The sequence below is a fragment of the Patiriisocius sp. Uisw_017 genome (assembly GCF_047731265.1).
Taxonomy (GTDB): Bacteria; Bacteroidota; Bacteroidia; order Flavobacteriales; family Flavobacteriaceae; genus Patiriisocius.
In genome coordinates, this window is the sequence record NZ_CP159835.1 from 2,428,819 (window position 1) to 2,454,491 (window position 25,673).

At 32.8% G+C, this 25,673-nt stretch carries 28 protein-coding genes and 1 pseudogene; 10 read left to right on the forward strand and 19 right to left on the reverse strand.

The window, feature by feature from the left end; all coding sequences use genetic code 11:
- Window positions 1-123: 123 nt before the first annotated feature.
- The 3 genes from ABXT67_RS11105 to ABXT67_RS11115 all read left to right on the forward strand — a co-directional run bounded on the left by ABXT67_RS11105 (window position 124) and on the right by ABXT67_RS11115 (window position 2,522).
- Complete coding sequence (locus ABXT67_RS11105; RefSeq protein WP_415374062.1) at window positions 124-1,083, forward strand: hypothetical protein; 960 nt, start codon at window positions 124-126, stop codon at window positions 1,081-1,083.
- 327 nt (window positions 1,084-1,410) lie between these two features.
- Entirely contained in the window at window positions 1,411-2,277 is an 867-nt protein-coding gene (locus ABXT67_RS11110; protein ID WP_415374063.1) for a hypothetical protein, read from the forward strand.
- Between the two features lie 116 nt (window positions 2,278-2,393).
- Window positions 2,394-2,522, forward strand: a complete 129-nt coding sequence (locus ABXT67_RS11115) for a four helix bundle protein (protein WP_415374064.1) — start codon at window positions 2,394-2,396, stop codon at window positions 2,520-2,522.
- 121 nt (window positions 2,523-2,643) lie between these two features.
- On the opposite strand, the gene ABXT67_RS11120 is transcribed toward ABXT67_RS11115, so the two are convergent.
- The 9 genes from ABXT67_RS11120 to ABXT67_RS11160 form a co-directional block, all read right to left on the reverse strand.
- Window positions 2,644-3,144 (reverse strand): hypothetical protein, encoded by a 501-nt coding sequence (locus ABXT67_RS11120; protein ID WP_415374065.1) that lies wholly within the window; start codon window positions 3,142-3,144, stop codon window positions 2,644-2,646.
- A 161-nt stretch (window positions 3,145-3,305) separates the two neighbouring features.
- Entirely contained in the window at window positions 3,306-4,697 is a 1,392-nt protein-coding gene (locus ABXT67_RS11125) for a serine hydrolase domain-containing protein (RefSeq protein ID WP_415374066.1), read from the reverse strand.
- A 313-nt stretch (window positions 4,698-5,010) separates the two neighbouring features.
- Window positions 5,011-5,520, reverse strand: a complete 510-nt coding sequence (locus tag ABXT67_RS11130; RefSeq protein ID WP_415374067.1) for a GNAT family N-acetyltransferase — start codon at window positions 5,518-5,520, stop codon at window positions 5,011-5,013.
- 73 nt (window positions 5,521-5,593) lie between these two features.
- Window positions 5,594-6,445: an IS3 family transposase gene (locus ABXT67_RS11135; protein ID WP_415376987.1), complete on the reverse strand. Its 852-nt coding sequence runs from the start codon at window positions 6,443-6,445 to the stop codon at window positions 5,594-5,596.
- On the reverse strand, window positions 6,445-6,816 hold the full coding sequence (locus ABXT67_RS11140; RefSeq protein ID WP_415374068.1) for a transposase: 372 nt from the start codon (window positions 6,814-6,816) through the stop codon (window positions 6,445-6,447). The genes ABXT67_RS11135 and ABXT67_RS11140 overlap by 1 nt, the downstream gene beginning before the upstream one ends.
- A 178-nt stretch (window positions 6,817-6,994) precedes the next feature.
- Window positions 6,995-8,026, reverse strand: a complete 1,032-nt coding sequence (locus ABXT67_RS11145) for an alpha/beta hydrolase family protein (RefSeq protein WP_415374070.1) — start codon at window positions 8,024-8,026, stop codon at window positions 6,995-6,997.
- Window positions 8,027-8,203: 177 nt separating this feature from the next.
- On the reverse strand, window positions 8,204-8,755 hold the full coding sequence (locus ABXT67_RS11150; RefSeq protein WP_415374071.1) for an AAA family ATPase: 552 nt from the start codon (window positions 8,753-8,755) through the stop codon (window positions 8,204-8,206).
- Complete coding sequence (locus tag ABXT67_RS11155) at window positions 8,752-9,387, reverse strand: hypothetical protein (RefSeq protein WP_415374072.1); 636 nt, start codon at window positions 9,385-9,387, stop codon at window positions 8,752-8,754. Before ABXT67_RS11155 ends, ABXT67_RS11150 begins: the two co-directional genes overlap by 4 nt.
- Before the next feature lie 73 nt (window positions 9,388-9,460).
- Window positions 9,461-10,021, reverse strand: coding sequence for a Crp/Fnr family transcriptional regulator (locus ABXT67_RS11160; RefSeq protein WP_415374073.1), 561 nt, complete (start codon window positions 10,019-10,021; stop codon window positions 9,461-9,463).
- A gap of 449 nt (window positions 10,022-10,470) precedes the next feature.
- Between ABXT67_RS11160 and ABXT67_RS11165 the strand changes: the two are divergent.
- Window positions 10,471-11,438 (forward strand): annotated as a pseudogene (locus ABXT67_RS11165) (IS110 family transposase).
- A gap of 115 nt (window positions 11,439-11,553) precedes the next feature.
- On the opposite strand, the gene ABXT67_RS11170 reads toward ABXT67_RS11165, so the two are convergent.
- Together ABXT67_RS11170 and ABXT67_RS11175 are read right to left on the reverse strand one after the other, a co-directional pair.
- Entirely contained in the window at window positions 11,554-11,856 is a 303-nt protein-coding gene (locus ABXT67_RS11170) for a HigA family addiction module antitoxin (protein WP_415374074.1), read from the reverse strand.
- 13 nt (window positions 11,857-11,869) lie between these two features.
- Window positions 11,870-12,151 carry a type II toxin-antitoxin system RelE/ParE family toxin gene (locus ABXT67_RS11175; RefSeq protein ID WP_415374076.1) on the reverse strand — a complete coding sequence of 94 codons (282 nt, stop codon included), beginning with the start codon at window positions 12,149-12,151 and terminating at the stop codon, window positions 11,870-11,872.
- Between the two features lie 419 nt (window positions 12,152-12,570).
- On the opposite strand from ABXT67_RS11175, the gene ABXT67_RS11180 reads away from it, so the two are divergent.
- Window positions 12,571-13,542, forward strand: a complete 972-nt coding sequence (locus tag ABXT67_RS11180; protein ID WP_415374077.1) for an IS110 family transposase — start codon at window positions 12,571-12,573, stop codon at window positions 13,540-13,542.
- Window positions 13,543-13,587: 45 nt separating this feature from the next.
- Here ABXT67_RS11180 and ABXT67_RS11185 read toward each other — a convergent pair whose 3' ends face one another.
- The 8 genes from ABXT67_RS11185 to ABXT67_RS11220 form a co-directional block, all read right to left on the reverse strand.
- Window positions 13,588-15,009, reverse strand: coding sequence for a serine hydrolase (locus ABXT67_RS11185; protein ID WP_415374079.1), 1,422 nt, complete (start codon window positions 15,007-15,009; stop codon window positions 13,588-13,590).
- Between the two features lie 8 nt (window positions 15,010-15,017).
- The gene (locus ABXT67_RS11190) at window positions 15,018-15,311 is read right to left on the reverse strand and encodes a hypothetical protein (protein ID WP_415374081.1); all 294 of its coding nucleotides are present in this window, start codon (window positions 15,309-15,311) and stop codon (window positions 15,018-15,020) included.
- A gap of 1 nt (window position 15,312) precedes the next feature.
- A complete protein-coding gene (locus tag ABXT67_RS11195; RefSeq protein ID WP_415374082.1) occupies window positions 15,313-15,819 on the reverse strand; it encodes an RNA polymerase sigma factor in 507 nt (168 codons plus the stop codon).
- A gap of 347 nt (window positions 15,820-16,166) precedes the next feature.
- Entirely contained in the window at window positions 16,167-16,523 is a 357-nt protein-coding gene (locus ABXT67_RS11200; RefSeq protein WP_415374083.1) for a helix-turn-helix domain-containing protein, read from the reverse strand.
- A gap of 1 nt (window position 16,524) precedes the next feature.
- On the reverse strand, window positions 16,525-16,818 hold the full coding sequence (locus ABXT67_RS11205) for a type II toxin-antitoxin system HigB family toxin (protein ID WP_415374085.1): 294 nt from the start codon (window positions 16,816-16,818) through the stop codon (window positions 16,525-16,527).
- Window positions 16,819-17,082: 264 nt separating this feature from the next.
- Window positions 17,083-17,781 (reverse strand): DUF6090 family protein, encoded by a 699-nt coding sequence (locus ABXT67_RS11210; protein ID WP_415374086.1) that lies wholly within the window; start codon window positions 17,779-17,781, stop codon window positions 17,083-17,085.
- Window positions 17,782-18,006: 225 nt separating this feature from the next.
- Window positions 18,007-19,671 carry a serine hydrolase domain-containing protein gene (locus tag ABXT67_RS11215; protein ID WP_415374087.1) on the reverse strand — a complete coding sequence of 555 codons (1,665 nt, stop codon included), beginning with the start codon at window positions 19,669-19,671 and terminating at the stop codon, window positions 18,007-18,009.
- Between the two features lie 70 nt (window positions 19,672-19,741).
- Window positions 19,742-20,542: a helix-turn-helix domain-containing protein gene (locus ABXT67_RS11220; RefSeq protein WP_415374088.1), complete on the reverse strand. Its 801-nt coding sequence runs from the start codon at window positions 20,540-20,542 to the stop codon at window positions 19,742-19,744.
- Window positions 20,543-20,952: 410 nt separating this feature from the next.
- Here ABXT67_RS11220 and ABXT67_RS11225 point away from each other — a divergent pair, with 410 nt between their 5' ends.
- The 5 genes from ABXT67_RS11225 to ABXT67_RS11245 all read left to right on the forward strand — a co-directional run bounded on the left by ABXT67_RS11225 (window position 20,953) and on the right by ABXT67_RS11245 (window position 25,633).
- Window positions 20,953-22,188, forward strand: coding sequence for a DUF1566 domain-containing protein (locus ABXT67_RS11225; RefSeq protein WP_415374089.1), 1,236 nt, complete (start codon window positions 20,953-20,955; stop codon window positions 22,186-22,188).
- 64 nt (window positions 22,189-22,252) lie between these two features.
- Window positions 22,253-22,612, forward strand: coding sequence for a four helix bundle protein (locus ABXT67_RS11230; RefSeq protein WP_415374090.1), 360 nt, complete (start codon window positions 22,253-22,255; stop codon window positions 22,610-22,612).
- Between the two features lie 114 nt (window positions 22,613-22,726).
- The gene (locus ABXT67_RS11235) at window positions 22,727-22,948 is read left to right on the forward strand and encodes a hypothetical protein (protein ID WP_415374091.1); all 222 of its coding nucleotides are present in this window, start codon (window positions 22,727-22,729) and stop codon (window positions 22,946-22,948) included.
- Window positions 22,908-24,092 carry an RNA-directed DNA polymerase gene (locus tag ABXT67_RS11240; protein WP_415374093.1) on the forward strand — a complete coding sequence of 395 codons (1,185 nt, stop codon included), beginning with the start codon at window positions 22,908-22,910 and terminating at the stop codon, window positions 24,090-24,092. Before ABXT67_RS11235 ends, ABXT67_RS11240 begins: the two co-directional genes overlap by 41 nt.
- 425 nt (window positions 24,093-24,517) lie before the next feature.
- Complete coding sequence (locus ABXT67_RS11245) at window positions 24,518-25,633, forward strand: MopE-related protein (protein ID WP_415374094.1); 1,116 nt, start codon at window positions 24,518-24,520, stop codon at window positions 25,631-25,633.
- Window positions 25,634-25,673: the final 40 nt, after the last annotated feature.

Sequence of the window (25,673 nt, forward strand, 5' to 3'; positions counted from 1 at the left end):
AAACCTTAAGATTTTGTCGTTTAAACAGGTATAAAATACCGTATGTCTAAAAGAATTTTAGTATGTTTAATTTCGCACTATTTTTATAGTGTATAACTAATCTAAATCTCAAAAACTCAATTTATGAAAAGAATCACCCTCGCTTGCTTACTGTTGTTTTGTATTACATCGTTTGCTCAACAAGGTATTAATTACAAAGCCTTAATTAAAGACGGATCTGGAGTTATAGTTTCCAGTACCGCTATCGATGTTACCTTTACTATATTAGATGGAGCGTCCAATGTGTATGAAGAAACCCATGCACCTACTACAGATGCCAATGGGATTGTAATGCTAAACATAGGAGAAGGAGCGCCTGTAACAGGAGACTTCTCTACAATTGATTGGAGCAGTAACAATCACTTTTTAAAGGTACAAATAGATACAGGGGGCGGTCTGCAAGATATGGGTACCACAGCTTTTAAAACGGTGCCTTATGCATTGCAATCTAAAACAGCTAGCACAGCAACCACAGCTACCACTTTACCCGGCGGCATAGACCAAGGGTATATAGCAGCTTTAGAAGCCAGAATAGCAGCCTTAGAGCCAGCAACAGTAGGAGATTTAAGAGATGGTGGTGTTGTATTTTGGTTAGATGGCAACGGTGGCGGCTTGGTATGTGCTTTTTCAGATTATGCAACCGAGTTAGAATGGGGTTGTATGTCTACAGATTTACTAGGCGTTCCAAATGTCACTAGTGTTCCTTCTGTTCCTTCTGGTCCTGGTGCAGAAATAGGAGATGGTGAGCCTAATACTAATAGTATATTAACATTAACTGATTGCCCTAGTGCACCAGCAGCCTTAGCGGCCCGTTCCTACGGCCCTGAATGGTTTTTACCAAGTGTAAACGAGTTGAAAGAGATGTATTTAAATAAAGTGACTTTAGAGGCTGTCTCTGGGTTTAGTGCATTTGGTAATAATCCCTACTTTAGTTCTACGGAGAACAGTAGCAATGCCGCGTGGTTTCAGGGTTTCATCAATGGTGTTCAGGACATCATCACTAAGGACTACCCACTCAATGTGCGTGCTGTTCGGGCTTTTTAGTTATTTATCAATTTAATTATTTAATTGAATACCGCGTAAGCGGTCGGTTTAAAAAAATTTTAAAACCAATGGTAATGTAAAATTGACTATTGGTTTTTTTGTTTCTTATTATTATCTTTTAATTTTAGAATAAGCTACTTTTCCAATTCTAAGAATCTAAATCGTTTAAAATCCCTCTCAAATTGAGAGGGATTTTAGGTCTATAAACCTTAAGATTTTGTCGTTTAAACAGGTATAAAATACCGTATGTCTAAAAGAATTTTAATATGTTTAATTTCGCATTATTTTTATAGTGTATGACTCATCTAAATCTTAAAAACTCAATTCATGAAAAGAATCACACTAGCATTATTACTATTCGTTACAGTAGGCATGGTTGCTCAACAAGGTATTAATTACAAAGCCTTAATTAAAGACGGATCTGGAGTTATAGTTTCCAGTACCGCAATCGATGTTACCTTTACTATATTAGATGGAGCGTCCAATGTGTATGAAGAAACCCATGCACCTACCACAGATGCCAATGGGATTGTAATACTAAACATAGGAGAAGGAGCGCCTGTAACAGGAGACTTCTCTGCAATTGATTGGAGCAGTAATAATCACTTTTTAAAGGTACAAATAGATACAGGGAGCGGTCTGCAAGATATTGCTACCACAGCTTTTAAAACGGTGCCTTATGCGTTACATGCTAAAACAGCAGAAAGTGTGACATCTACTTGCGGGCTTTCAATAGGTGACACTTACCAAGGCGGTATTATTTTCTATTTAGATGCATCGGGCTGTCATGGGTTGATAGCTGCACCAGGTGATCATTCGACTCTAGCGGCATGGTGGAATGGGTCTAATATGGATACGAGGGCGTATGGTAGCGGATTGTTTGAAGGAAAATACAATATCAAAATGATAAATGGGGAACAAGGAGGCACATCAAGCGCAGCAGCAATTTGTTTCAATTATGGTGATGGCAAGTGGTATTTGCCATCAATTGAGGAATTAAACCTAATGTATGAAAATATAGGACAAGGAAATGCCTTGGGCCTTGGGAATATTGGCGGTTTTGTTAATACTTACTACTGGAGTTCTACGGAGATCGATAACAGTAGCGGGTGGAGGCAGTATTTCCTCAATGGTAATCAGTACAAGGACTGGAAGTACAAATCAGGCGGCGTGCGTGCAGTTCGAGCTTTTTAACTATTTAGTTAATTATCAATTTAGCGAAGCGGTCTCACGAACATCTTTTAAGGAAATAAGAATGGGTGAGTAATTTAAATAGTGCCGCGTAAGCGGTCGGTTTTTATTTTTTAAAAATGGCATTACACACCGAGTTACCAGTTTATAGAGATACTTATAAATTAGTTTTAGAAGTTTTTATAAGCACCAAAAATTTCCCTAAAGAATACAAGTATAGTTTGGGTAGCGATATGGGGAGATGTTAGATGTTAGAACTGAGTATTGAGAAAAAAGAAGTAAACAGCCTTTCTTTTCGGAGTAATTAATGGCAACGGTTAGTATATGAAGCGCAGCATCCCGCAGGGTGCTATGAAGAGATCTACTTTGTTAGTGACTTTTTTTTATACTTATAATTTTTTCAATAGTTCGTACAATTGGGATTGTAGTGTCATAAATAAATACTACTTCGATATCAACCTCATCATTTAGCTTGAGTTTATCAATGAATTTGGTATTGGGGTCATCGAAGCTATTTTTATAATAATCTGAAGTTTTGATAGTATATTTTTTGAGTTGTTCTCTTCTAGTTAAGCCATCTCCCTCTAATTTTTCATATTTTAATATCTTAAAAGTTGCAAAATTACCAGAATTACCACAATCAATTGGACACATCGCCGTTCTTCCCATGCATTTATTATATTTAATACCTTTGAAAGCTGCTTTGAATGTATGGTAAGTAGAGGATTCATTTTTTGGAAGATTATTATGGGCAGTTACCAAGTCGGTTTTATTGTTCTTATCTTGGGTACTTATTTGGACAGAATTACATTGTGTAAATAGTATCATCAAAGTGATTGATATTATTGAGTTTAAGATATGCTTAATCATTTATTTTTTTCTGTTAATTGCCACTAGCGTATTTCTATATGGTTTGTTGCGTGTTTAAAGCAACTAATTTAGTAAATAATTATCGACCAAGAAAGTCTGCTAGGATTTTCGTAAGTAGGCGAGAACTAGCCATTAATTATACTCGGTGTTATGTGCAGGCTTTACTTCACGGCTTTTAATATATAGTTTGGTATCATTTCGTTTGGTGGTGTACTTTTACCATACAATTGATAGGAATTATAATTTCCACCTGTAAATACTGTAATCATATCTAGTTCAGGCCAAATATTGATTTTTTGTCCGCCATTTCCCGAAGCTAAATACGAGTCATATGTTCGTCCGTCAACTACGAAATATTTATGTTCCCAAAGATAACCGTAATCTCCTTTGTCCATATTAAATGTTTTATCAATCCATCTTTTTGATATTATTTGATTGCCATTCCATTTACCGCCATCTTTAAATAATTTTGCTAATTTAATCACGTCTCTTGGTGTAAAATACGTTTGACTAAAATCATCACTACTGGTTTGATTTGGTTCAAAAGTCCATTTATAATTAGAAATATTTAAAGGTTCAAAAAGATTTTCTTTGGCAAAATCCTCAATTTTCTTGTCTGTTGCTATTTCAACTAAACTTCCTAAAGTCAAAGCACAACCTGTGCAATAAGATGATGATACACCAGGTTCTCCAATCATTGGTAAATCGAGCGTGTATTTTACCCAATCTTTACTTTGCATCATTTTTAATTCATTTCCTTTACTTTCAGGATTATTGTTTTCACAATCCATGCCGTGTCGATACATTAAGAAATTTTCGATTATAATTTCTTTTTTTCTTTTGTCCAAATTGGCGATTTCTAGATATCTCGAATTAAAATAGGACAATAGTCTATCTTTTTCACTTTTTATAAATCCTTGATCAACCGCTATTCCAAGAATTCCACCAATAAACGGTTTTGTGGCAGACCTCAATTGATGTGGTGTATTTTGGTCATAACCATAAAAATATTCCTCAAGCACTAATTTGTTGCTTTTATAAATCAAGATGCTATGGACATCGGGGAAATGACCGTCAATGGTTTTTTTGACCATATCGACTATAAGATTGGGGTTTTTAAATTCATCTTCCAAATTGCCCGTTGCAAGTCCGTCATCAGTTTCTGTTGGTTGTTTATATTCGTAATTTTCTGGATTATCGAAAAATTCTTTTTTGGGAAACATATTCGATTTATCAATATCTTTTGTCAGTAACTTGAATTCTTGACCGTCAGTTTTATAGCTTATTACTTTCTTTGAGTTGTCCCTTTCAAAAATTACAGAGCTTCCTTGCATATCTGTAAAACTGTCTAAAGCAATAAATTTTAAAGGGTATTTTGCATTATCTATTACAGCATAAAGCGTCGTGTCCATCGCCGAAGCTTTAAGTTCTAATGTCGTATTATCAACATATTCGTATTTCCCTTCATAATCGAAAAGACTTTCATATTCAGATTTTTCTTTCGTTGACGAACAGCCGATAAGTAAAGGAATTATTAAAAGTATTTTTTTCATTTGAATTCTATTTTTTGGATAAGCGGGATTTTTTTCAGCTTGCACATAACGGCTCGGCAATGATTGGTGTGGGGCGGTGATTTACAATTCCCATTGCGCCACAACTCGTAGCCAAATCTTTTTATTTTGTTTTATTTTTTCATTTTAAAGCCAAATCAAAAAGATTTGGCGAATTTGATTTAAAGCTCTTAACTTTGGATTAAGCACAAAACCCCGTATTAGTTATAGCTTTTGTTGTGTGCAGGTTTTCTACGTTCTGTTTTCAGCTATTGGTTATTTCTGTTTAAACGCTCTTTAAGAGTATGTTTTTTATTTAAATTATTTCCTTTTGAAAATAACATACTTCTCCTTCTTTATAGTGTTCTGGTAATCCATTTGTGTTTTCGATTTCTTTTGTTCCTAAAAATTCAAAACCGATTTTTTCATAATGAGTGATTAAACCTTTATTTAAACCAACAGTATCCATTCGGATATATTTAAGGTCTTTATTTTTTCCAAATTCATTAGCCCAATCAATTAATTTTTTGACTAGGTTTTGACCTCTAAATAAAGGGTTTGTAGCGATTCGATGAATATAAACTGAAGGTTGTTTATTATCATTTCCCCAAATCAATTCGTCACTTAGTGCTGTCGCCCATATACAAGCAATTTGTTCGTTAATCATTAACTTCCATTGTTTGTTTTCTTCTATTTCACTTATTATTAGTTTTTTCGGGAATTCAGGCCAATAAACTTGATTTTTCGATTTCATATAATCGGTAGCGATTCTATACAAGTCAAATATTTTAGGAACATCTGTAGATTCACTATTTTCTATTGTCATATGATAAGTTTAATTATTAACACGATTTTTTTAGCTGTCTTGTCCTGAAATACGGCTACAGGTTAAAATTGAATTAAGCTGATAATTTATATACCATATTCGGTGTTTTATAGTCTAAAGATAAATGTAATCTTATTTCGTTGTATAAATTAATTGCATTTTTTGCAGCTCTCTTTGCGTGACTCACGTTGTCAAAGGTTTGGTCTAAATAAAATTCATCTTTTAAGATGCCATTTACACGTTCTGCCATTGCATTTTTGTAACAATGATTTTCTTCAGTCATACTAATATCTATCTTTTTTCTTTTCAATATCTGCGTATATACATTGCTACAATACTGTATTCCTCTATCAGAGTGATGTATGAGTCTTTTAATGTTTTTAGCTTGATAAATGGCTTTATTAAGCGCTCTCACGCATCCTTTTAGTTCTAAGCTATCACTCAGGTCATAGCCCACTATTCTTCGAGAGTACATATCAGTTATTAATGCTAGATAACAAAATCCTTTTACGGTTCTAATGTATGTGATGTCAGATGCCCAAACCTGATTAGGTCTTGTTATTTCTATGCCTTTTATAATATTACTATACTTATAAAAACGATGATGCGAGTTAGTGGTTCTAGCACTGGTTTTCTTTCTAAGAGTAAGCATATTATGCTTTCTAAGTATTTTAAATAAAGTATCTCTACCAACTTTAATATTAGCATTAATAAACTCTTTATCTAGGGACCTAGTAAGTTTACGCACACCTTCTCTAGGAAGGAATTTACGTCTTTTTCTAACAATATTTATAATCTGTTGTTCTAGGATTAAACGTTTATCAGCTCTTTTTTTATGCTTGTAATACGCATTACGTTTAAGTCCAAAACAATTAGATATGGTCGTTAAAGAAGCAAATCCCTTAGATTTTTCTTTAGCTTTGATTAAGGCTTTATACTTAGCTTTTTTTTTAGTTCAGAAATAGATTTGTAGCCCAAATCTTCAGCAGCTACTTCTAGATAGGACTCTTCTACCATGGCATCGAGATCTTTTTTTAGTAGTAATTTTTTAAGCTGTTCAATTTCCTTTTGAAGCGCTTTAATTCTAGATATTTCGTCTTTAGTTTCCACTTTTACTCTGGTGTTCATTAAGTCTTTACGATTGTACTTTTTAATCCACACATTAACTGTTGTAGGTGCGATGGAATAGAGTTTGGAAAGTTCACTTTTAGTGTGCTTTCCAATACTAAGTTCGGCTAAAATTTTTAATTTAAAAGGTTCACTGTAACGTCTAATTACTTTGTCATTTCTATACATAATGTTTAAAATTATGTAGCCTTTATTCAGGACGGGTCAATATTGTTGCCAACGTTGATGTACACGGCTCGTAGCGCGCAAATAATAAAATTTGGCGGTCTAGCAAATATGCCTTAGCTTGGACTAAGCAACTAATTAGCTATGTTTTATACCACCGTACTTTGTTGTGCTTAGTGTTTTATAATTTATCTTTGAACCAATGAATGAGTAATTCATTTAGCTCATCTTTTTTACCAGAAAATTTATGATCAGTTTCAAATTCTTTTAATTCAAAATCATAATTAATGTCTGTCAATTTTTTTGCAACTTTTTTAGCTTGCTCTGGATTTACTCTTTTATCATTTGTAGCACATAAGATTAGAACGCTACTGTTTTTATTTAATTCGTCTGCCCAATAAATAACAGAACGTTTTTTTAATTCTTTTTCTTTATTCCTCTTATAATCTGGTATTAGTTTAGCGCAAACATTTGTTTCCATTTCTGGTCTATCGATAATTAATGAGAATAAATCTGTAGGACCATTTCCAATTACAGCTGTAGTTATTAAATCTGATTTTTGAAGCGCTAAATATGACATCATACCTCCTCTAGACCAACCAAGCATTCCGATTCGATTTGAGTCTGCTTTTTCAATTTCTTTAACTGTCTCGGTTAAATACAATACATCATTAATATCTTCGCCTCCAAATTCATCATTTTCTCTGTAGCAACTAGCAATTAATACATACCCTTCTTCTACTAATTTTGTAAACTCAAGCAAAGAATAAAGTGTTTTAGCTTTTGCTACTTTTCCAATTTCTTTATTTCCTCCTCTGTTAAAAATGATTACAGGAAACTCACCTTTTTTTTTAGGTTCAGCAATGATTCCGTTTATTAATGATGAATCACTTTTATAAACTACTAGATAAAAATTTATTTTGTCTAAATGTTTGTATTTACTCAATAATGAACCGTTTTCAGATACTCTATTCCAAATAGGCGGTATTTCTAATAACTTAAATAATTTTTTTGATAGAATTTGGCCGTTTTTTAGATTTTTTGCTTCTTGATAATCATTAGGAATAATCTTTTTATCTAAAATCGTGTTGGTTAATTCCTCTTTTATCTGATATGCTGTATAATATTTTTTTCCAATTTTAAAACCTAAAAAAAGACTTCCAATTATTATTAATATTCCTGTAAAAATAGCTGTCTGTTTTAATCTTTTCATGAGTTCGTAAATTTTTTATAAGACAACTAAATTGTTTTTTTGTTACACAAATGTCACATTAAGCACGACGTGTTTGTGTATAATTAGTTGCGTGGTTAAGCAACTAATTTAGCAAATAAATCACAGATAGAAAGTCCGCGAGGACTTTCGTAAATAGGCTAAAACCAGCAATTAATTTTATACGTTGTTGCCAGTAGTTTTTATTACCTTAATGACAGTTTCCGCTTTTTCGGTCAATTCTATTCGTCCGTCTAGTTTTAGAACTTTGCAGCCAAGTAATTCAATCCAGTCGTTATGAACTTTAAGTGACCTTCCATTAAAATTCGGATTCTCGTATTGGTTTGCCCATTCTAAAAATGCTTTTGAATTCTGTTGGATGTTTTTGTCAGTCAGAAGTTTTTTTCCATAACGTTCAGTTTCACGTTTTTTCAGTCTCTCTATTCTTTCTTTGTTTTCCAAAATGATAAAAATGGCTAAATCAAATGCTTGTTCCCATTCTTTTCCCCAACTCACCATTGAACCACTTACTACTAAATTCTCAAATTTCTTGAAATCCGCTTTCAGGCTTTTATTCCTTACAACTAATGGGATTTTTTCTTGAAAAGGTGGTTCAGTTTTCTTCCAATAATAATCGTCTACGTCCAAATGGGTGAAATCCGTTATTTTTTCAATTTCTTTTCCAAGCGTTGTTGTTCCAGAACCTGAGGCGCCAAAGATTAATATTTTCATTTGTCAGATTTATATAGTAGTACTCCGCTTGATAGAATCCAAGTAGCGATGCTGAATGTAAATATTCTAAATCCAGTTAAGCTTGTGAAAATAAATCCCGTTAATCCTCCAATAATTGAAAAAAGAATGACAAAGACTCCTAAATATCCAATCCATTTTGGGAATTTATTTTCTAATAATATGATGATAGAGTATATCATTATTGCTAAACAAAAAGCAACAATAAAAATATAATCCAGAGGTTTATTTATTGCAAAACTGAAGTTTGTTATAGGTTTTAATACTTCAATATTTTCTTCTAACCTTTCTGAATACTGATTCAGAAAATAAGGTAAAGTTAGTCCATTGAAAATTGCAGCAAACATTGCTCCAATTAGTCCAAATGAAATAATAATAAATGCCAATATTGAGAGTTTCCACTTATCTAAAAGATTTATTGTAAGTCCGTAAAAACCAAATAAGATTATTGGTAAACTGAAAATAGCTAATGAATGAGCAATTGTAATTGTTTTAGAAATTTTAATGATATGTTCAATGCTGCCCCCACTTGGGTGCATAACCATTGTTATTATAATTAATAATGCTCCTAAAATAAGTGAGATACTTGTGCTTTTGTAAAAATGATTTTCCATTGATTTGATATTTAATTAGAAAGACAAATATCAATGGTTTATCCAAATTCATCACTTGATTGAAATCAAGAAATTATTTAATTCTTTTCCTCACTCTACTCAATGTTTCAGGTGTGATTTTAAGATAAGATGCTATTATTTTTTGTGGAAATTTTTGAAGTAAACTTGGTTTGTTTTTAATTATGAAGTCATACTTTTCATCTGGTGTATTATTGTTGTCAAAAAAATCAATTCGTGAAGTTGATTCCTCTAAAATTTTACCCATTTGTAAAAATGATTGAGATTGAGCAATTAATCTATGTATAGCATCTAATGAAAGTTCATAAATAAAGCTTTCCTCAAAAGCTTGAATTGAATATTCTGAGGGTTTTCTTGTCGTAAAACTTTTATGATTTATGACCCAGTCATTACTTATGTTAAGGTCAATAACATTTTTATTGAGTTCTAAACCAATATTATATTGATAAAAACTACCTGAAATTATAAAGCTCAAAGATGAACAAGTATTTCCTTTTTCAAGTAGAAAGTCACCTTTTTTCAGTTTTCTGTATTGAAGTTCTTGTTTAAGAAGTGTAGATTCTTTTTCGGAAAATTCTCCAGCTTTTTTTAGAAGTTCCAAAATTGATTCATTCATTTTTTAATTGTTTCTCGATGTTGGTTTTAAATTCTGAGTAACGTTTAGTATATGAAAAGTAGCGCTGAAAATAAGCTGTTACTTTTCGGATTAAACACAAGCCGAATTTTATAAATTCCGCTTTTTATTTTTTGTTTGTATCAAAAGTCGGATTTGTAAAAATTTGACGGTCTTCCAAATATACCTTAACTTTTAATTAAGCGACAAACCCGCATTGCTTATATACATCTTAAGTTTGATTTCTATTAAAACACTTAGTTTTAGTTATTAATCAGAAAGAACAAAATAGAGCATTAAGGTTCGTATATACGGTGAAGTTTTAGACTTCGACAACATTGATAATCGGCTCTCTTTTACTACGCTAATTACGATCAGTTCTGTGAGGCTTTAGACCTTGTTTTTTAAGTTGTTGTAACACTCGTAGCTAGTTCTTTTATAAATCAATTTATATGAATAAATATAAAGAAACTTTTGGAGTTGACATCAGCAAAGATGTCTTTGATGTCCACAGAAGTATAAGGGGTCACGATCAGTTCAAAAATAATGAGCTAGGATTTAAATCACTATTAAAGAGTTTACCAAAAGACGCCTTAGTTGTAATGGAAGCGACAGGGTATTATCATTATAGACTTGCACAGTTTCTTTTCAAGAATACAGTTGTAGTTTCTGTTGTAAATCCATTGTCTGTTAAACGTTTTATCCAGCTGAAATTAGCTAAAGTAAAGACAGATAAAAGTGATTCAAAAGCTATTTGTGAATATGCTCTTATCAACGAAGTTCCTATTTACAATGCGCTTACAGACATTCAAAGTGAATGTTTACAGCTTTAGATTACTAGATGTTTATATCAAACACCGCACTGCAACAAAGAATAAAATGCAGGGAGAAGAGGTGTTGGGTATTCCATCAAAGTTTGTTTACAGATCACTAAGGCGCAATAAAAAACATCTTAATGCTGAAATAAAAGTTATTGCAGCAAAGATTCTCTCATTAGTAAAAGAGGATCAGAAACAACAACTTATTTTATTAACGAGCGTGCCTGGTATCGGCCAGAAGACTGCTTTGTTTTTAATCATCGTTACAGACGGGTTTTCTAAATTTGAGAATAGCTTCTCAATTATGTAGTTATGTTGGTATCACACCAACGATAAGAGAGTCTGGCAGTAGTGTCAGGGGCAAGGCAGGGATAAGTAAAGTTGGCAATAAGAAGCTTCGAAATTTACTATTTCTATGTTCTTTTAATGCTTGTAAACACAACAAAGCTTGTAGAGAACTTTACGAGCGAATAGTTAACAAAGGGAAAAGTAAAAAACTAGCCCTAATTGCTGTAGCCAATAAGCTAATCAAACAGTGTTTTGCTATCGCAAAATCTGGTAGACCTTACGACGAAAAGTACGTTTCTGTTTTGCCGAGATAATTAGAGGAGAATGATAATAACAAAGCGCAAAGAATCAATAATTGAATCTCTGAAACTAGAATAATAGTGTCTCAAATTAATGAAGAAAAGAGTTGTTTTTTACCTGAGTTCTTTGTTAGGCAACGTTTTTATTTCCGTAATGCTTGATTTCGTTCAGTTCCGATTCTTTAGATTCCTTCTCTTGTTCGATGTCGTAATCATCTTGAAGTCCTAACCAGAACTTGGCAGAATTCCCAAAATACTTACTCAATCGTAAAGCTGTGTCTGCCGTAATTCGGCGGTTTCCTTTCACAATTTCCGAAATTCGAGTTTGCGGAATTCTCAAGTCCTTAGAAAGTCGGTATGCCGTAATTTCCAATGGCTCAAGAAACTCGTAATTCAAGATTTCTCCAGGATGTACATTTGCTAACTTTTCCATTTTTTATATTTTTTTAATGATAATCTATTATTTCCACTTCGCTTGCGTTTCCTTTGTCCCAAATAAAGATAATCCGCCATTGTTTGTTAATCCGAATGCTATAAAACTCTTTTGATTTTCCAGTCAGCTTTTCAAGTCGGTTTGAAGGTGGGATTCTCAAATCAGCAATATCCTGCGAGTTGTTCAACATTCTTAATTTCCGCCGTCCAACGTTCTGAATTTCAATCGGCATTTTTTTTACTCGGATTCCATTCCAGATTTGTTCAGTCTGTTTCGAGCCAAAAGAAATAACCATAGTTTTGTTTTACGTTACTAACGTCAAAGATAAGTAAATTTTTGAATGTTTGCGGAATTCTTGGATTCAATGTTCTAACGTAACAAAGCGTGTTTGTGTATGATTAGTGGCGTGTTTAAGCACTTAATGTAGCAAATAAAAACCGAATAGAAAATCCGTGAGGATTTTCGCAAGTAGGCAAGAAGCCAGCAATAAATTATATACGTCTTAAGTTTACAATCTATTATATTTAGCTAATAAACAGAAAGAACAAAAGAGAGGAATAAGGTTAATATATACGCAGAGACTATAGATCTCGTCAACATTGTAAATCCCCTCTCTTTTCTACACAGATTTCGAACAGTTCTATGAGGCTTTTAGACCTCGATTTTAAGTCGTTGAAACTCGCGTAGTCTGTCCTTTCAAAAACACATTTTCTTATGAATAAAGATATTAAATATTTTGGAATTGACATTAGTTATTTAGTTTTCGATGTTACGGATTCTGACGGTAATTACTATCAGTTTAAAAACAATGTAACAGGGTTTAAGAAGTTTATAAAACTCTTAGATATTAATAGTCATTGTGTGATGGAAGCTACAGGTTATTATCACTATCAACTGGCCTATTATTTACTTGAGTCAGGTTTTAAAGTATCGGTAGAGAATCCATTATCTGTAAAACGATTTATCCAGATGAAATTATCGAAGATAAAGACCGATAAGAGCGATTCAAAACTTATATGTGAGTACGCTAGACAGGTTGAGTTGAAGCTTTGGCAGGGTAATTCTAAGCATCAAATAGAATGTCTTCAAATGACAAGACTTCTTTCTGTATATACAAAACAGAGCACAATGCTAAAAAACAAATTACATGGAGAGACTGTTTTAGGTAATCCCAGCAAATTGGTTGTAGGGTCTTTAAAGCGAAGTTTGAAACACGTTCAAAAGGAAATAAAAACCTTGGAAGAAAAACTATTAATTTTAGTTAAACAAGTGCATCAAGATGTTTTAACACGCATAAAAAGCATCCCAGGAATTGGTAATAAAACTGCTTTGATGTTAGTTGTTTTGACAGATGGACTCGATCGTTTCACAAGTGCAAGCGAATTGTGTAGTTATGCAGGATTGACTCCATTGATCAGACAGAGTGGAAGCAGTGTAAAAGGGAGACCTCGAATAAGCAAAATAGGCAATCAAAAACTTCGAAATCTATTATTTATGTGCAATTTTACCGCCTGTAAATACAACAAGGCTTGTCGGGATATTTATGAGCGAATCGTGGCAAAAGGAAAGAGCAAAAAATTGGCGTTAATTGCAGTTTGTAACAAGCTGCTAAAACAAGTTTTTGCAATAGCGAAATCAGGGTTAACATATGATCATACCTATAGAAGTACTTTAGTGAAAAATTAATGAGTTTTTACTTGTTTTTTAGCACAGTACTTTGTTGGCATTTCGTTATTCCTTTTCAAATGTTTTCATTAATTCAAAACAAAGTTTATCAATATTTCCCATATTCGGATTGTATGCTGATACATTTGAAAGTATAATTATACCGTTTTTTGTCTTTTCGTCAAATACCATTGATGATGAATATCCACCTGTCCCACCATTATGCCAGTACCAAATGTTTTTAGATTGGGATTTTAATAAATGCCATCCTAAACCAATATCCATAGTGTCATTTATTTCAAGGGTTTTCTGCCTTGTCAATTCTAATGCCTTGTTTGAAGTATTAAATTGAGCAATAACAAATTTCGATAAATCCTCTGGCGTTGATAGTATTCCACCAGCTCCAGCCAAAATTGAAAATTCCCAATTTGGAATCTCTTTTCCTTCATTATTTATTCCCTTTACTAAATTTCCTTTTACTTTATTAATATCTGCTGTTGAATTTTGCATCTCGTATTTGGAAAATATTTTATTCTGTAATAGGTTTTCATAAGTAGTATTTCCAATTTGACTTAATGTGTAACCCATTAATCCTCCTCCTAGATTTGAATATTGATATTCGCCTTTATTTGACAATTCAAGATGATTTGTTAGATATTCCTCCAATTCTTTTTCCTTATATTCTTTATATGGATTTTCAAGATTTACTTTTGCTAAATCTAAATTTGAAGGCAAACGAGGAAGTCCAGAAGTATGATTAGACAAATTGATAAACGATATTTTTATATTATTATGAAAAGGTGTTTTTAAATAATCATTGACATTATTATTTAGTTTAATTTTTCCGTCCATAACAAAATTAGCAAGTAGCGTGGATGTAAAAACTTTTGAGACAGAACCTATTTCAAAGACACTTTTATGATTATCAATTGTCGAAATGGTATCATTATTCTTTTTTGTGCCGAAATAACTCACTTTTCCATTATTGATAAAAGCTATCGAAACTTGTGTTTGATTAGGAAAAGTCTTAGAGTTTTCAAATATTAATTGAGATTGCTTTTTTGTAATAATATTAGCTTTAATAGATAAATCATTAATCACAGTTTCTGAAGTATTATCTTCTACAAAAGACGTCACCGCAAAACCATTAATTCTAGAATTATTATCTAAAGAAATATTTAAGGCGTAAAGCGCGCGTTCAAAATTTGTTTCGTAAACCGCCACACTTCCATTTTTATAGCTTACAAATTCTCTTTTGGTTATGTTTCCAGCTTGTGATTTTAAATTTGCTAAAAAAGAGGTTAATTTATCTTGAGGTACTGCAACTTTCATATCACTTGAAAACATCGAGAAAATAACCTCAAAATTATTAGTATTGTAGTTTTTTTCAAAGGCATCTGCAACGACCTTATAAGTAGGTTTTTCAGTTTGTGAAAATGATACGTTTGTAATCAAAACAAATAAACTAATTGATATAATTTTTTTCATAGTTGTTACTATTTTTTTCTTTTTAATTTTTTTAAAAACTTTTTTAATAATTGAGATATTTTGGATACATCTTTAGATATTGAGTCTTTTTCCCATTGGCTCACATTTCCTTTATATTGTTCCCAAGACGATTTCAATTTAGTCATATCTGATTTTATGGCATCTTTTTCCCATTGACTCGTATTAGCCTTTAATTCTTCAATTAAAGTTGAAAATTGAAAATTAATTTTTTCTCCTTGGGATGAATTTCCCCATATTTCTTTTATGTCTTGCCAAGTTTCTCTTTGTTCTTGTTTTGCCATTTTATTTTAATTTTGGTGTTATACAATCCAATAATATTTTTTTTATTCTTTTCATTTTTACAGCAATGTGATTTTCAGTCAAATCCGTTATTGCTGCTATTTCTTTATAATGCAGTTCGTCTAAATGCATAATAACAATTGACCCATCAACTGCATTCAAAAGGGAGATACATTCACGTAGTGCCTTGAACTTTATCTCTTCAATTTCATCTGGAATAGTTTCAGCAAGCTTAAACTGGATGGATTCTAATCGCTTGGTTTTGTTATTCAAACTTTCAAACTGCATTTTAGAACGATTGCATACATTTAGTGCAATTTTATAAATCCAAGTACTGATATTAGATTTTCCTTTAAATGTTGAATATGACTTCCAAATGTGAAATATTACTTCTTGGAAAAGGTCTTGTGGTTCAATTGGTGAAACAGCATATATTCGACATATTCTGTAAATACTGGTCTTATTGTCTTCCAGAATCTGATTAAATAGTTGTTCCTCTTGTTTTTGCATATTATATTTTTTCTATTTACTGTTCTCTATTAACCTTAGTGACAAGAGTTGTGATAATATGACAAGAAAATTCAATTATTTTTCAATTAGTCAGTTTTAGTGGAGATTTTTATGCTGGGTTTAATGAATGTCAACGGAATTGTATAAGAATGGTAGGGCGGAAAAACGCACGAACCATTCGGTTGAACACAAGCCGAATTTTTAAATTTTACTAATTATTTTATTTTTGGAAATTTGTCAAATTTAAAAATTTGGCGACTTTCCAAAAATGCCCAAACCATAGTGTTAGCAATGACTTGCGCTATTTTTTATATACATTGTTACCCATAGTGCTTTTCGCAATGCCTTTAATAATCTTGTATCAATACTTCTGTTGGAATGTGTAACTTTTCGTTTAGTTTTCTAATCATATCTAAAGTCAGTTTGCGTTTTTTGTTCATTATTTCGCTTACTCGACTTTTAAAACCAATCATTTCGACCAAGTCTTTTTGTTTCAATCCCATTTGCTCCATTCTAAAGTTTATGGCTGAAATTGGGTCTGGCATTCCGATTGGGAAATTGTCCGTTTCGTAGTTGTCAATAACTATTGCAAGAATTTCCAGCTCGTCGCCTTCCTCAGTATTTTTTTTAGCATCAAAGATTACCTCCAAACGCTTAAGTGCTCGTTTGTAATCTGCCTCGTTTCTAATTGGTTTAATATTCATCTTAAATTTCGTTTGCGTTAATTTTGTCATATTCAGCGTGCGTTCCGATAAAACGTACCCACGCAAGTTGATACTCAAAGTTAAATTTTACAATCAATAGGTAATCATTTCCTTTGATATTAAAAACAATCCGATTGTCTTTTAAAATACTTGCATTTGGGTATTCCGATTTGAGGTCGTTAATAGTTGACCAATTTGATTTTTCAGTTTCACGATACCACGTCTTCAATTGTAATTCGCAGTTACCGTGCTTTTCCCAAAAATCTCGCAATGTTCCTCTCGAAAATATTTTCACTTCAATTTGTTTGACGCAAATATTCTAAAAAAGTTACCAAATTGATAACTTTTGTGTTTTTTCAGCATTATGGGTAACGTCTCGTATATGAAAAGTATCGCTGAAAATAAGTGATAATTTTCGGATAATACACAAGCCGAATTTTTAAATTTTACTTATTATTATTTTTCTCATTAAGCCAAATTTAAAAATTTTGTGACCTTGCAAATGCGCCCGAACCATTCGTTAAACACCAATTGCCCTATTGTTTTTATATGTTGTTAGCTATCGTTTTTCCACCGTAATGTTCTTCTGTATTTCTATTATTTTACTTTCAATATCAGAATAATATTTTAATATGAAACTTCTATTTGTTTGAATTTTCCATAAATACAATAACAAAATTTTCTTTCTATCATCTGATATATTTAATGGTAAATCAATTCCAATAATATTTCCGTTTTCGTCTACCTTAAAATTCGGTGCTAAATCTGTATTAATTTCTTTAAAATAGCTTTCTTGAAATTGCATTTCTGAATACTCTTCTTCTAATTTCCTCAAAGTATTATAATCGTATTCATACAAGGAAATGATCTGAAGCCTCAAGCTGTCATTTTTTATTAATTCTAAACCTTGTGATTTCAAAGTTTCATAACCAGCAACATTTTGAATTGAAACGAAATCTCTTGTCAAATTGAAATAGTGAATCATTAAAGAATCAGTATTAACTTGCTTTTCAGCCAATAAATCTCGAAAGAAAATACAAGCAGAAATTCCAACTACGTGTCCACCTTTATTTAAGTTAATATCATCGATGTCTTTTCTTAATCCATTATTTATTTCAGTCAAAATTTTACTTCCAGAATTATCATTTCTACTATTTTCATTCCAATTGTTCAAAGCAAAAGCAGAGATTACGGCAATGAAAATGGATAGAAATTCAAATCCACGATTTTTCCAATTTTTTGCTTTTAGTTTCTTCACGAATGTTTTTTTTAAATGATAGCTAACGTCTCGGCTATGGTTAGTACGGGAATTAAAAGTAATGAATTTCCGATTAAGCACTTAGCCAAAACTTTTTATTTTGTTTTATCTTTTTTGTTATAAAGCCAAATCAAAAGATTTGGCGGTCTTGGTTTAAAGCACTACACTTTGGGTTAAGCACCAAAACCCGTATTAATTATAGCCATTGTTAGCAACTGGCTTTATTCAATTTTCAAGGTAAGGTAAAATATATTTTTCAAAAAGCATTTCTGGTTGTTGTGTCTTCCCGTTTCTATAATTTCCAGATGTAACAACAACAACCATTTTTAAACAAGGAACTACAAAAATATATTGTCCTCCATTGCCTCTAGCTTCAATAGATTTTATAATTTTTCCTTTAACTTCATAAGTATTATGCCACCATAAATATCCGTATCCATTTTTGTCTACTGTATTTTCTAAAACACGATAATTTTTAACAGAATTCTTAATCCATTTTTTTGATAAAACACGTTTTTTTTGCCATTTTCCTTTATTAAGATAAAGCTCTCCATATTTCAGCATATCTTTAGGAGTTAGATACATTCCACCACCAAAATATGGATTTCCATTTCTGTCGCCTTGAATAATATAATTTGAAATATTCAGTTTTTGGAACAAGTTTTTGTCCATAAACAATTCCAAGGGTTCTGAAATTATTGAATCCATTGCAACTCCTAGTAAATAAGGATTAGCAGAACCATAGTTTGCTTTTGTGTTTGGACTGTTTATCATTGGAGCTTTTAAAATAGTTGTTGTCCAATCTTGTGTCTGTTGATAGCTATCTTCGACTGCTGGAGATTTTGGATTAGCATTTATCCCATAATCTATTGCATCTAATCCAGAGCTCATCGTCAATAAACTTTGAATATTAATTTTTGATTTTACACTATCTTTAGAAGGCTGATGTTTTTTAGGTAGAAAATCAAAAATAGATTGTTCAACATTTTTAAATAATGATTTATCTTTTGCAATTCCAACGATGGTAGATGAAATGCTTTTTGATGCAGAACGCATATCGTGCGGAATATTTGCATTATAACCATTGAAATAATTTTCATAAACCAATTTTCCTTTTTTTGAAATTAAAACAGAATGTGTATTAGGTAAAGAATCCTTCGAAATAAGGTTTTCCATTTCGGTGAGTTGTAAAATAGAGCTTTTTTTGTCAGTTTTGAAACCACCGATTTTCCAATCTGTTTCAGATTTTTTTAAATCTATTTGCGTGATTAAATATGTGTCTAAAAATATACCTAACTGAATTCTATTTGGTAATAATTTTCCTTTAAACAGTAATCCAGTTTTAAAGTCCATAAATGAGATTTGGTCTTTCTCTTTTTGAAAACCTAAACACCAAGTTCCTGTAAATCGATTGTCTCCAAGAATAGGGTAGGCATTATAATCATCATTTGACCCATTTTCAACACTCAAATAAAAATCTTGTGATTCAAGCTGGTCTACTATTAAAGTATTCCAAACACCTATAAAAGAATTGGTATTAGCTTTGGTTAATTTTATGTGGTAGAAAAGCATGCCAGATTTAATAAACCCATTAATTTCTTTTCCATCTTCAGATAGAATCCCTTCAAAAAATTGACTTTTTGAAAAAGGAATATTTATTTGTTTTCCATCATTTATTTTAAATGGATAATTAATAATGCTTTTGTTGTTAGAAATTTTGAATGTAGCATTTTCAAGTCCAAGATTTTCTATTTCTACTTTTAGATTGAATGTTGACGAATTTTCTATTTTTCCTTCCCAACCGCTTGTGTATTCTGCCATATCTTGTGCAGGAGCAGAAATTGAAAAAAGAATAGAAAATAATAATAATTTGAATTTTTGAAACCTCATTTTTTGATTGTTTTTTGAATGAACTGCAAAATGAGAATTTCACACTTGCCAAAATTGTATAAAATTAACATCAACAAATTTTTTTTAATAATTTTGTTGGTGTTGTATTATAGATTTGTTTGAAGTTTGTAATGAAATGACTTTGGTCATAGAAACCACATTGATAACAAATTTCTGTCATAGAAAATTTGTTTGAAGTAATTAAATAAAATGCTTTGTTGAGTTTTAGTAATCTTATATAATTACCAAGACTCGTTCCAAAATACCGTTTAAACTCTCTAGATAAATGTATTGGATGTATATCTAAAATTGAACTCAAATTTTTTAAAGAGTAATCTATTTGTTCCTCAACAAGAAGTTCTTGCAACTTTTTTACCCAAGTAGGGTTTTTATAATACTTTTCTTTATGCTCCTTTATCGTACTGAATATATCAATCAAAAATGCTTCAATACTTATATTTGAATATTGGTCATTTATTTTAGATTCAATAAACACTTTATTCATTAAATTTTTAATTATGGGATTTTTCAGATTAATACTTCCTTCAAAATCTGTTATCTGTATATCAAAGTTTGAAAACCAATCTTCATTTAATTCAATGTGAAAGCCTCTTGTAAATTCAGGTGGTTTTCTATTGTAATGTGCATCTTGCCAATTATGAAATAATAGGTTCCCTGGTTCTAAATAATAAGATTCTTTTTTGTTAGACTCAAATAATTTCCCTTGAAGTAAATAAGTGAAATATGGATTTTCGTGATAATGCCAATCCACTTTGCTGTGTGTGTATTCTGTATCGGTAATTATTAGATTTTCAAAAGCCGTTTTTTGGTAATGCGTTCCGTAAAACTCTCCTGTTTTTAGTTTATTCATTATGTTTCTTCAGCTTGTTGCCAACGGTTTTGTATAAGATTCGTGGGGCCTAGCGCAGCGTGAACGAGCCCGCTTTTTTCGGCGGGGCTGGAAGCGGCGAAACCGACCCACATCTTCTTTCCTCCAAATTAATTGAGCCGCGTGCGAATCAGCAAGGCAAGCGAGTTCGTGTTTTTCGAAAAGTACAAGTTACTAATATTTGTTCTAATTACTCAATTATTGACAAATTAGCGCCATGAATTTTATATGTTGTTACCATTTTTTACGACACGCCCTCTAAGCCGCTCAACCAAAACTTTTTTTCTTTAATTATTTTTTTTTCTTAAATTACTGCGCTAACCAAGGCTAGTTTTACTGCTTCTCTTTTTTATGAGTTGACTTCTCACGAATCTTACAAAAAAACCAACTCCATGAAAAAAACAATTTCAATCGTTTTATTACTGTTCGTTACAGTAGGAATGTATGCCCAAGACGGCATCAACTACAAAGCCTTAATTAAGGATAATTTGGGAGCTGTTGTAGCCAGCCAAACCATAGATGTTAAGTTTACTATTATTGCTGATACAGGCCCCACCAATGTATATGTAGAAACACATACAGGCGCCACAACAGACGCTAATGGTATTGTAATCCTAACTATAGGAGATGGCACCTCCAGTGATACGTTTGCAGACATAGATTGGAGCAGCGATACACACTCCTTAAAAGTAGAAATGGATATAGAACAAGACGCCTCTTTTGTAGATCTGGGAACTACACAATTTATGGCGGTGCCCTATGCTTTGCATGCTAACAATGGTCAGTCTTCAGGCACAAATGCGGGAGACATGCAATACTGGAATGGCAGTGCATGGGAAGTTGTTGATGCGACACCAAACGAAGGCGCAGCCTTACAAATGATTGGCGGAATTCCAACTTGGGTTGGAGGAACACCTCCTGCTACAGTTCCTGACGCACCAACAATAGGAACTGCCATAGCAGGAGATGCACAAGCATCGGTATTTTTTACAGCACCAATCTCCGACGGCGGTTCTGCAATAACCGGATATACAGCGACTTCTAGTCCAGGGGGTTTTACTGGCACAGGCACCAGTCCTATCACAGTAACAGGTCTATCCAATGGAACAGCTTATACCTTTAGCGTCACAGCAACCAATGCGATAGGAACCAGTAACCCAAGCTCGGCTTCTAATTTAGTGACGCTTACACTTACTACAGGTGCAACCATAGGAGACTTAAGAGATGGCGGTATTGTATTTTGGGTAGACCCAACGGATAACACCAAAGGCAAGGTATGTATGCTTGCAGTTGATGAAGAGATTGCAAATTGGTATGATGCTATAAGCAGGATTTATACTAATACAGACACAGGCACAGGTGTCTATAGCAATTGGTATTTACCAAGCCAGGATGAGCTGCAACTTATGTATGCCAACCTACAACGTTTTGGGTGTAGCACAAACACACCAGGAGCTCCAGATCCTTCTCTTTGCCCAACACGTAAAGGTAGTTTTAATATTGCTTCCTACTGGAGTTCTACGGAGGCCAGTAGCTTTGACGCGTGGTTTCAGAATTTCAACGGTGGTGGTCAGATCGACTACTATAAGGGCAGCCCAAGCTTCGTGCGTGCGGTTCGGGCTTTTTAGTTATTTATCAATTTAATTATTTATAATAGTACCGCGTAAGCGGTCGGTTTTTATTTTTTAAAAAATGGCATTACATACTGAGTTACCGGTTTATAGAGATACTTATAAATTAGTCTTAGAAATTTTTATAAGCACCAAAAATTTCCCTAAAGAATACAAGTATAGTTTGGGTAGAGATATGGAGCGTGATGTATTGGTGTTAATGCGTTGTATTTACCGTGCTAATAGAGCGCAAGAAAAAACGACCTTTTTAAATGAATTTTTAGATAATTTTGAAATATTAAAATTAGAAATTAGGGTTTGTGTAGATTTAAAGCTTATATCTATAAAACGACAAAGTGTTTTGGCAAACCTTATGAACAGTATAGGAAAGCAAGTGGTAGGCTGGAAAAACAGTGCTACTTCTAACGCCAGAATTGTGTAAGACCAAGGTTTTACCAAGTGTGCGTTTATTTTGAAAAGGCACCTTAGCTATATAGTATAACATATAGCAAAATAGCGCTCCTTACCAATCGGTAATGGTTCAAAAATTAAGGTGTTGTATTACTACTGGAGTTCTACGGAGAACAATAACAATAACGCGTGGAAACAGAATTTCAACAATGGTAATCAGAACAACAACAATAAGAACAACACAAACAACGTGCGTGCGGTTCGGGCTTTTCAAACTTTCTTAAAAAAAGACGGCATTTTAGCCGTCTTTTTTATGCAATACATTTATGGTAAAAAAGCACATTATTCCTTTAGTAGATTTGTTTAAAGCGTATTACAGTTGCCGAAAAAACAAACGTAATACTATAAATGCATTGGCTTTTGAGCTTAATTTGGAAGAAAACCTTATTGCCTTAAAAACAGAAATAGAAAGCGGCAGTTACAAACCAAGCAGTTCAATAGCTTTTATTGTAGACAAACCTGTTAAACGCGAAATATTTGCAGCTAGTTTTAGAGACAGAGTCGTACATCATTTTCTAATACAAAAAATGAATGCTGTATTTGAGCCACATTTTATTTACGATAGTTATGCCTGCCGTAAAGCTAAAGGCACTCATTTTGGTATTAAGAGAATAGATAGTTTTATACGTAAATGCTCAAAAAACTATACGCAAGATTGTTATGTGTTAAAGCTAGATATTAAAGGGTTTTTTATGCACATCAATAAAGCTATTTTATATGATAAAATTGAAACATTATTTACAGCTAAATATAACGGAGCAGACAAAAAGCTGTATCTAAACCTATGTAAAACCATACTATTTAACGAACCTGTAGAGAATGCCATTATAAAAGGAAAACGAAGTAATTGGGATGATTTACCAAAAGATAAAAGTTTGTTTTCTGCAAAACGTGGTTATGGTTTACCTATCGGAAACTTAACAAGTCAGGTTTTTGCCAATGTGTATATGAGTAGTTTTGATCATTTTATAAAACACCAATTGGGTATTAAATATTACGGAAGGTACGTAGATGATTTTATATTGGTTCATTCCAACAAAACCTATTTAAAGGGATTAATCCCAGTTATAGCAAGCTTTTTAAAAAAGGAGTTGCATTTAAAATTACATCCTAAGAAAATATATTTGCAGCATTATAGCAAAGGTATTAGCTATATAGGAGGTTTTATAAAACCCAATAGAAATTATGTTAGTAAGCGCACCAAAGGAAATTTTTATGACGCCATACACTATCAAAATAAACTATTAGAGCATACTATAAACCCTAATAACGCAGAAAAGCAATTGTTTTTAAGTAGTATGAATTCTTATTTGGGTATTCTGGGACATTATACCTCTTATAAACTACGCAAATTATATGTATCAGAAAGACTCTCTAAAAAATGGTTGACACATTTTTCAGTTAACAACAGTTTCACGAAGTTCAATAAACTTAAAGCACTGAATACTTAATATAAAACACTAATTTTTTTCGGAGTAATTAATGGTAACGGTTTTGTATAAGATTCGTGGCGCTTGGCGCAGCGTGAACAGTCACGCTTTTCTCGTGAGCTGGAAGCGGCGAAACCGACCTATATTCTTCTTTTCTCCAAATTAACTGAGCCGCGTGCGAATCAGCAAGGCAAGCGAGTTCGTATTTTTCGGAAAGTACAAGTTACTAATATTTGTTCTAATTACTCAATTATTGATAGGTTAGCGCCATGAATTTTATACGTTGTTACCATTTTTTACGACACGCCCTTTAAGCCGCTCAACCAAAACTTTTTTTTTAAATTCTTTTTTTTTTTTCTTAAATTGCTGCACTAATTAAGGCTAGTTTTACTGCTTCTCTTTTTTCTGAGTTGACTTCTCACGAATCTTACTAAAAAACCAATATAATGAAAAACGTTATCTCAATAGCTCTATTACTTTTATTTACTGTAGGAATGTATGCCCAAGATGGTATCAACTACAAAGCCTTAATTAAAGATAATTTGGGCGCAGTCGTAGCCAGCCAAACCATAGATGTAAGGTTTACTATCATTGCAGATACAGGCCCCACCAATGTGTATATAGAAACACATACAGGCGCCACAACAGACGCTAATGGTATTGTGATTCTTACCATAGGAGATGGCACCTCTAGTGATACGTTTGCAGATATAGATTGGGGCAGCGATACACACTCCTTAAAAGTAGAAATTGATATAGAGCAAGACGCCTCTTTTTTAGATATGGGTACGACACAGTTTATGAGTGTGCCTTATTCTTTGCAAGCCACCACTGCCACTACCGCAGATAACGGTATTCCCACTGGAGGTACAGAGGGTCAGGTTTTAAGGATTGTTGGAGGTGTTGCCGTTTGGGTTGATAACGAACTTGATTTTGATGGTGATGATTACAGTATAGGCGATGGCGATTGTAATGATAATGAGGCAGCGATTAATCCAGACGCAACAGAAATCATCGATGGCTTGGATAACAATTGCGATGGATTAATTGATGAGGCGAATATAGGAGATGTTTTCGAAGGTGGTGTTGTTTTTTATGTTGCCCCTACCCCTATAGATTTGGATGGTGACGGAACTTTAGATAATGGCTTGGTATGTGCTTTATCAGATTCTGCAGGTTTTATAGGATGGGGTTGTGATGGTACAGATTTACCAAGCGTTCCGAATGTTACCAGTGGTCCTACTGGTTCTGGCGCAGAAATAGGAGATGGAATAACTAATACGAATGGTATACTAACTGATTGTCCAACTGCTCCCGCTGCCTTAGCAGCCCGTTCATTCGGTCCTGAATGGTTTTTACCAAGTGCAAATGAGTTAAACCAAATGTATGTAAATAAAGCAACTTTAGAGGCTGTCGCTGGGTTTACTGCATTTAGTAGTTTCTACTGGAGTTCTACGGAGTCCAATAGCAATATCGCGTGGTTTCAGTATTTCAGCAGTGGTAATCATTCCAACGGCTTTAAGTACGGCACAGTCTTCGTGCGTGCGGTTCGGGCTTTTTAGTTATTTATCAATTTAATTATTTATAATAGTACCGCGTAAG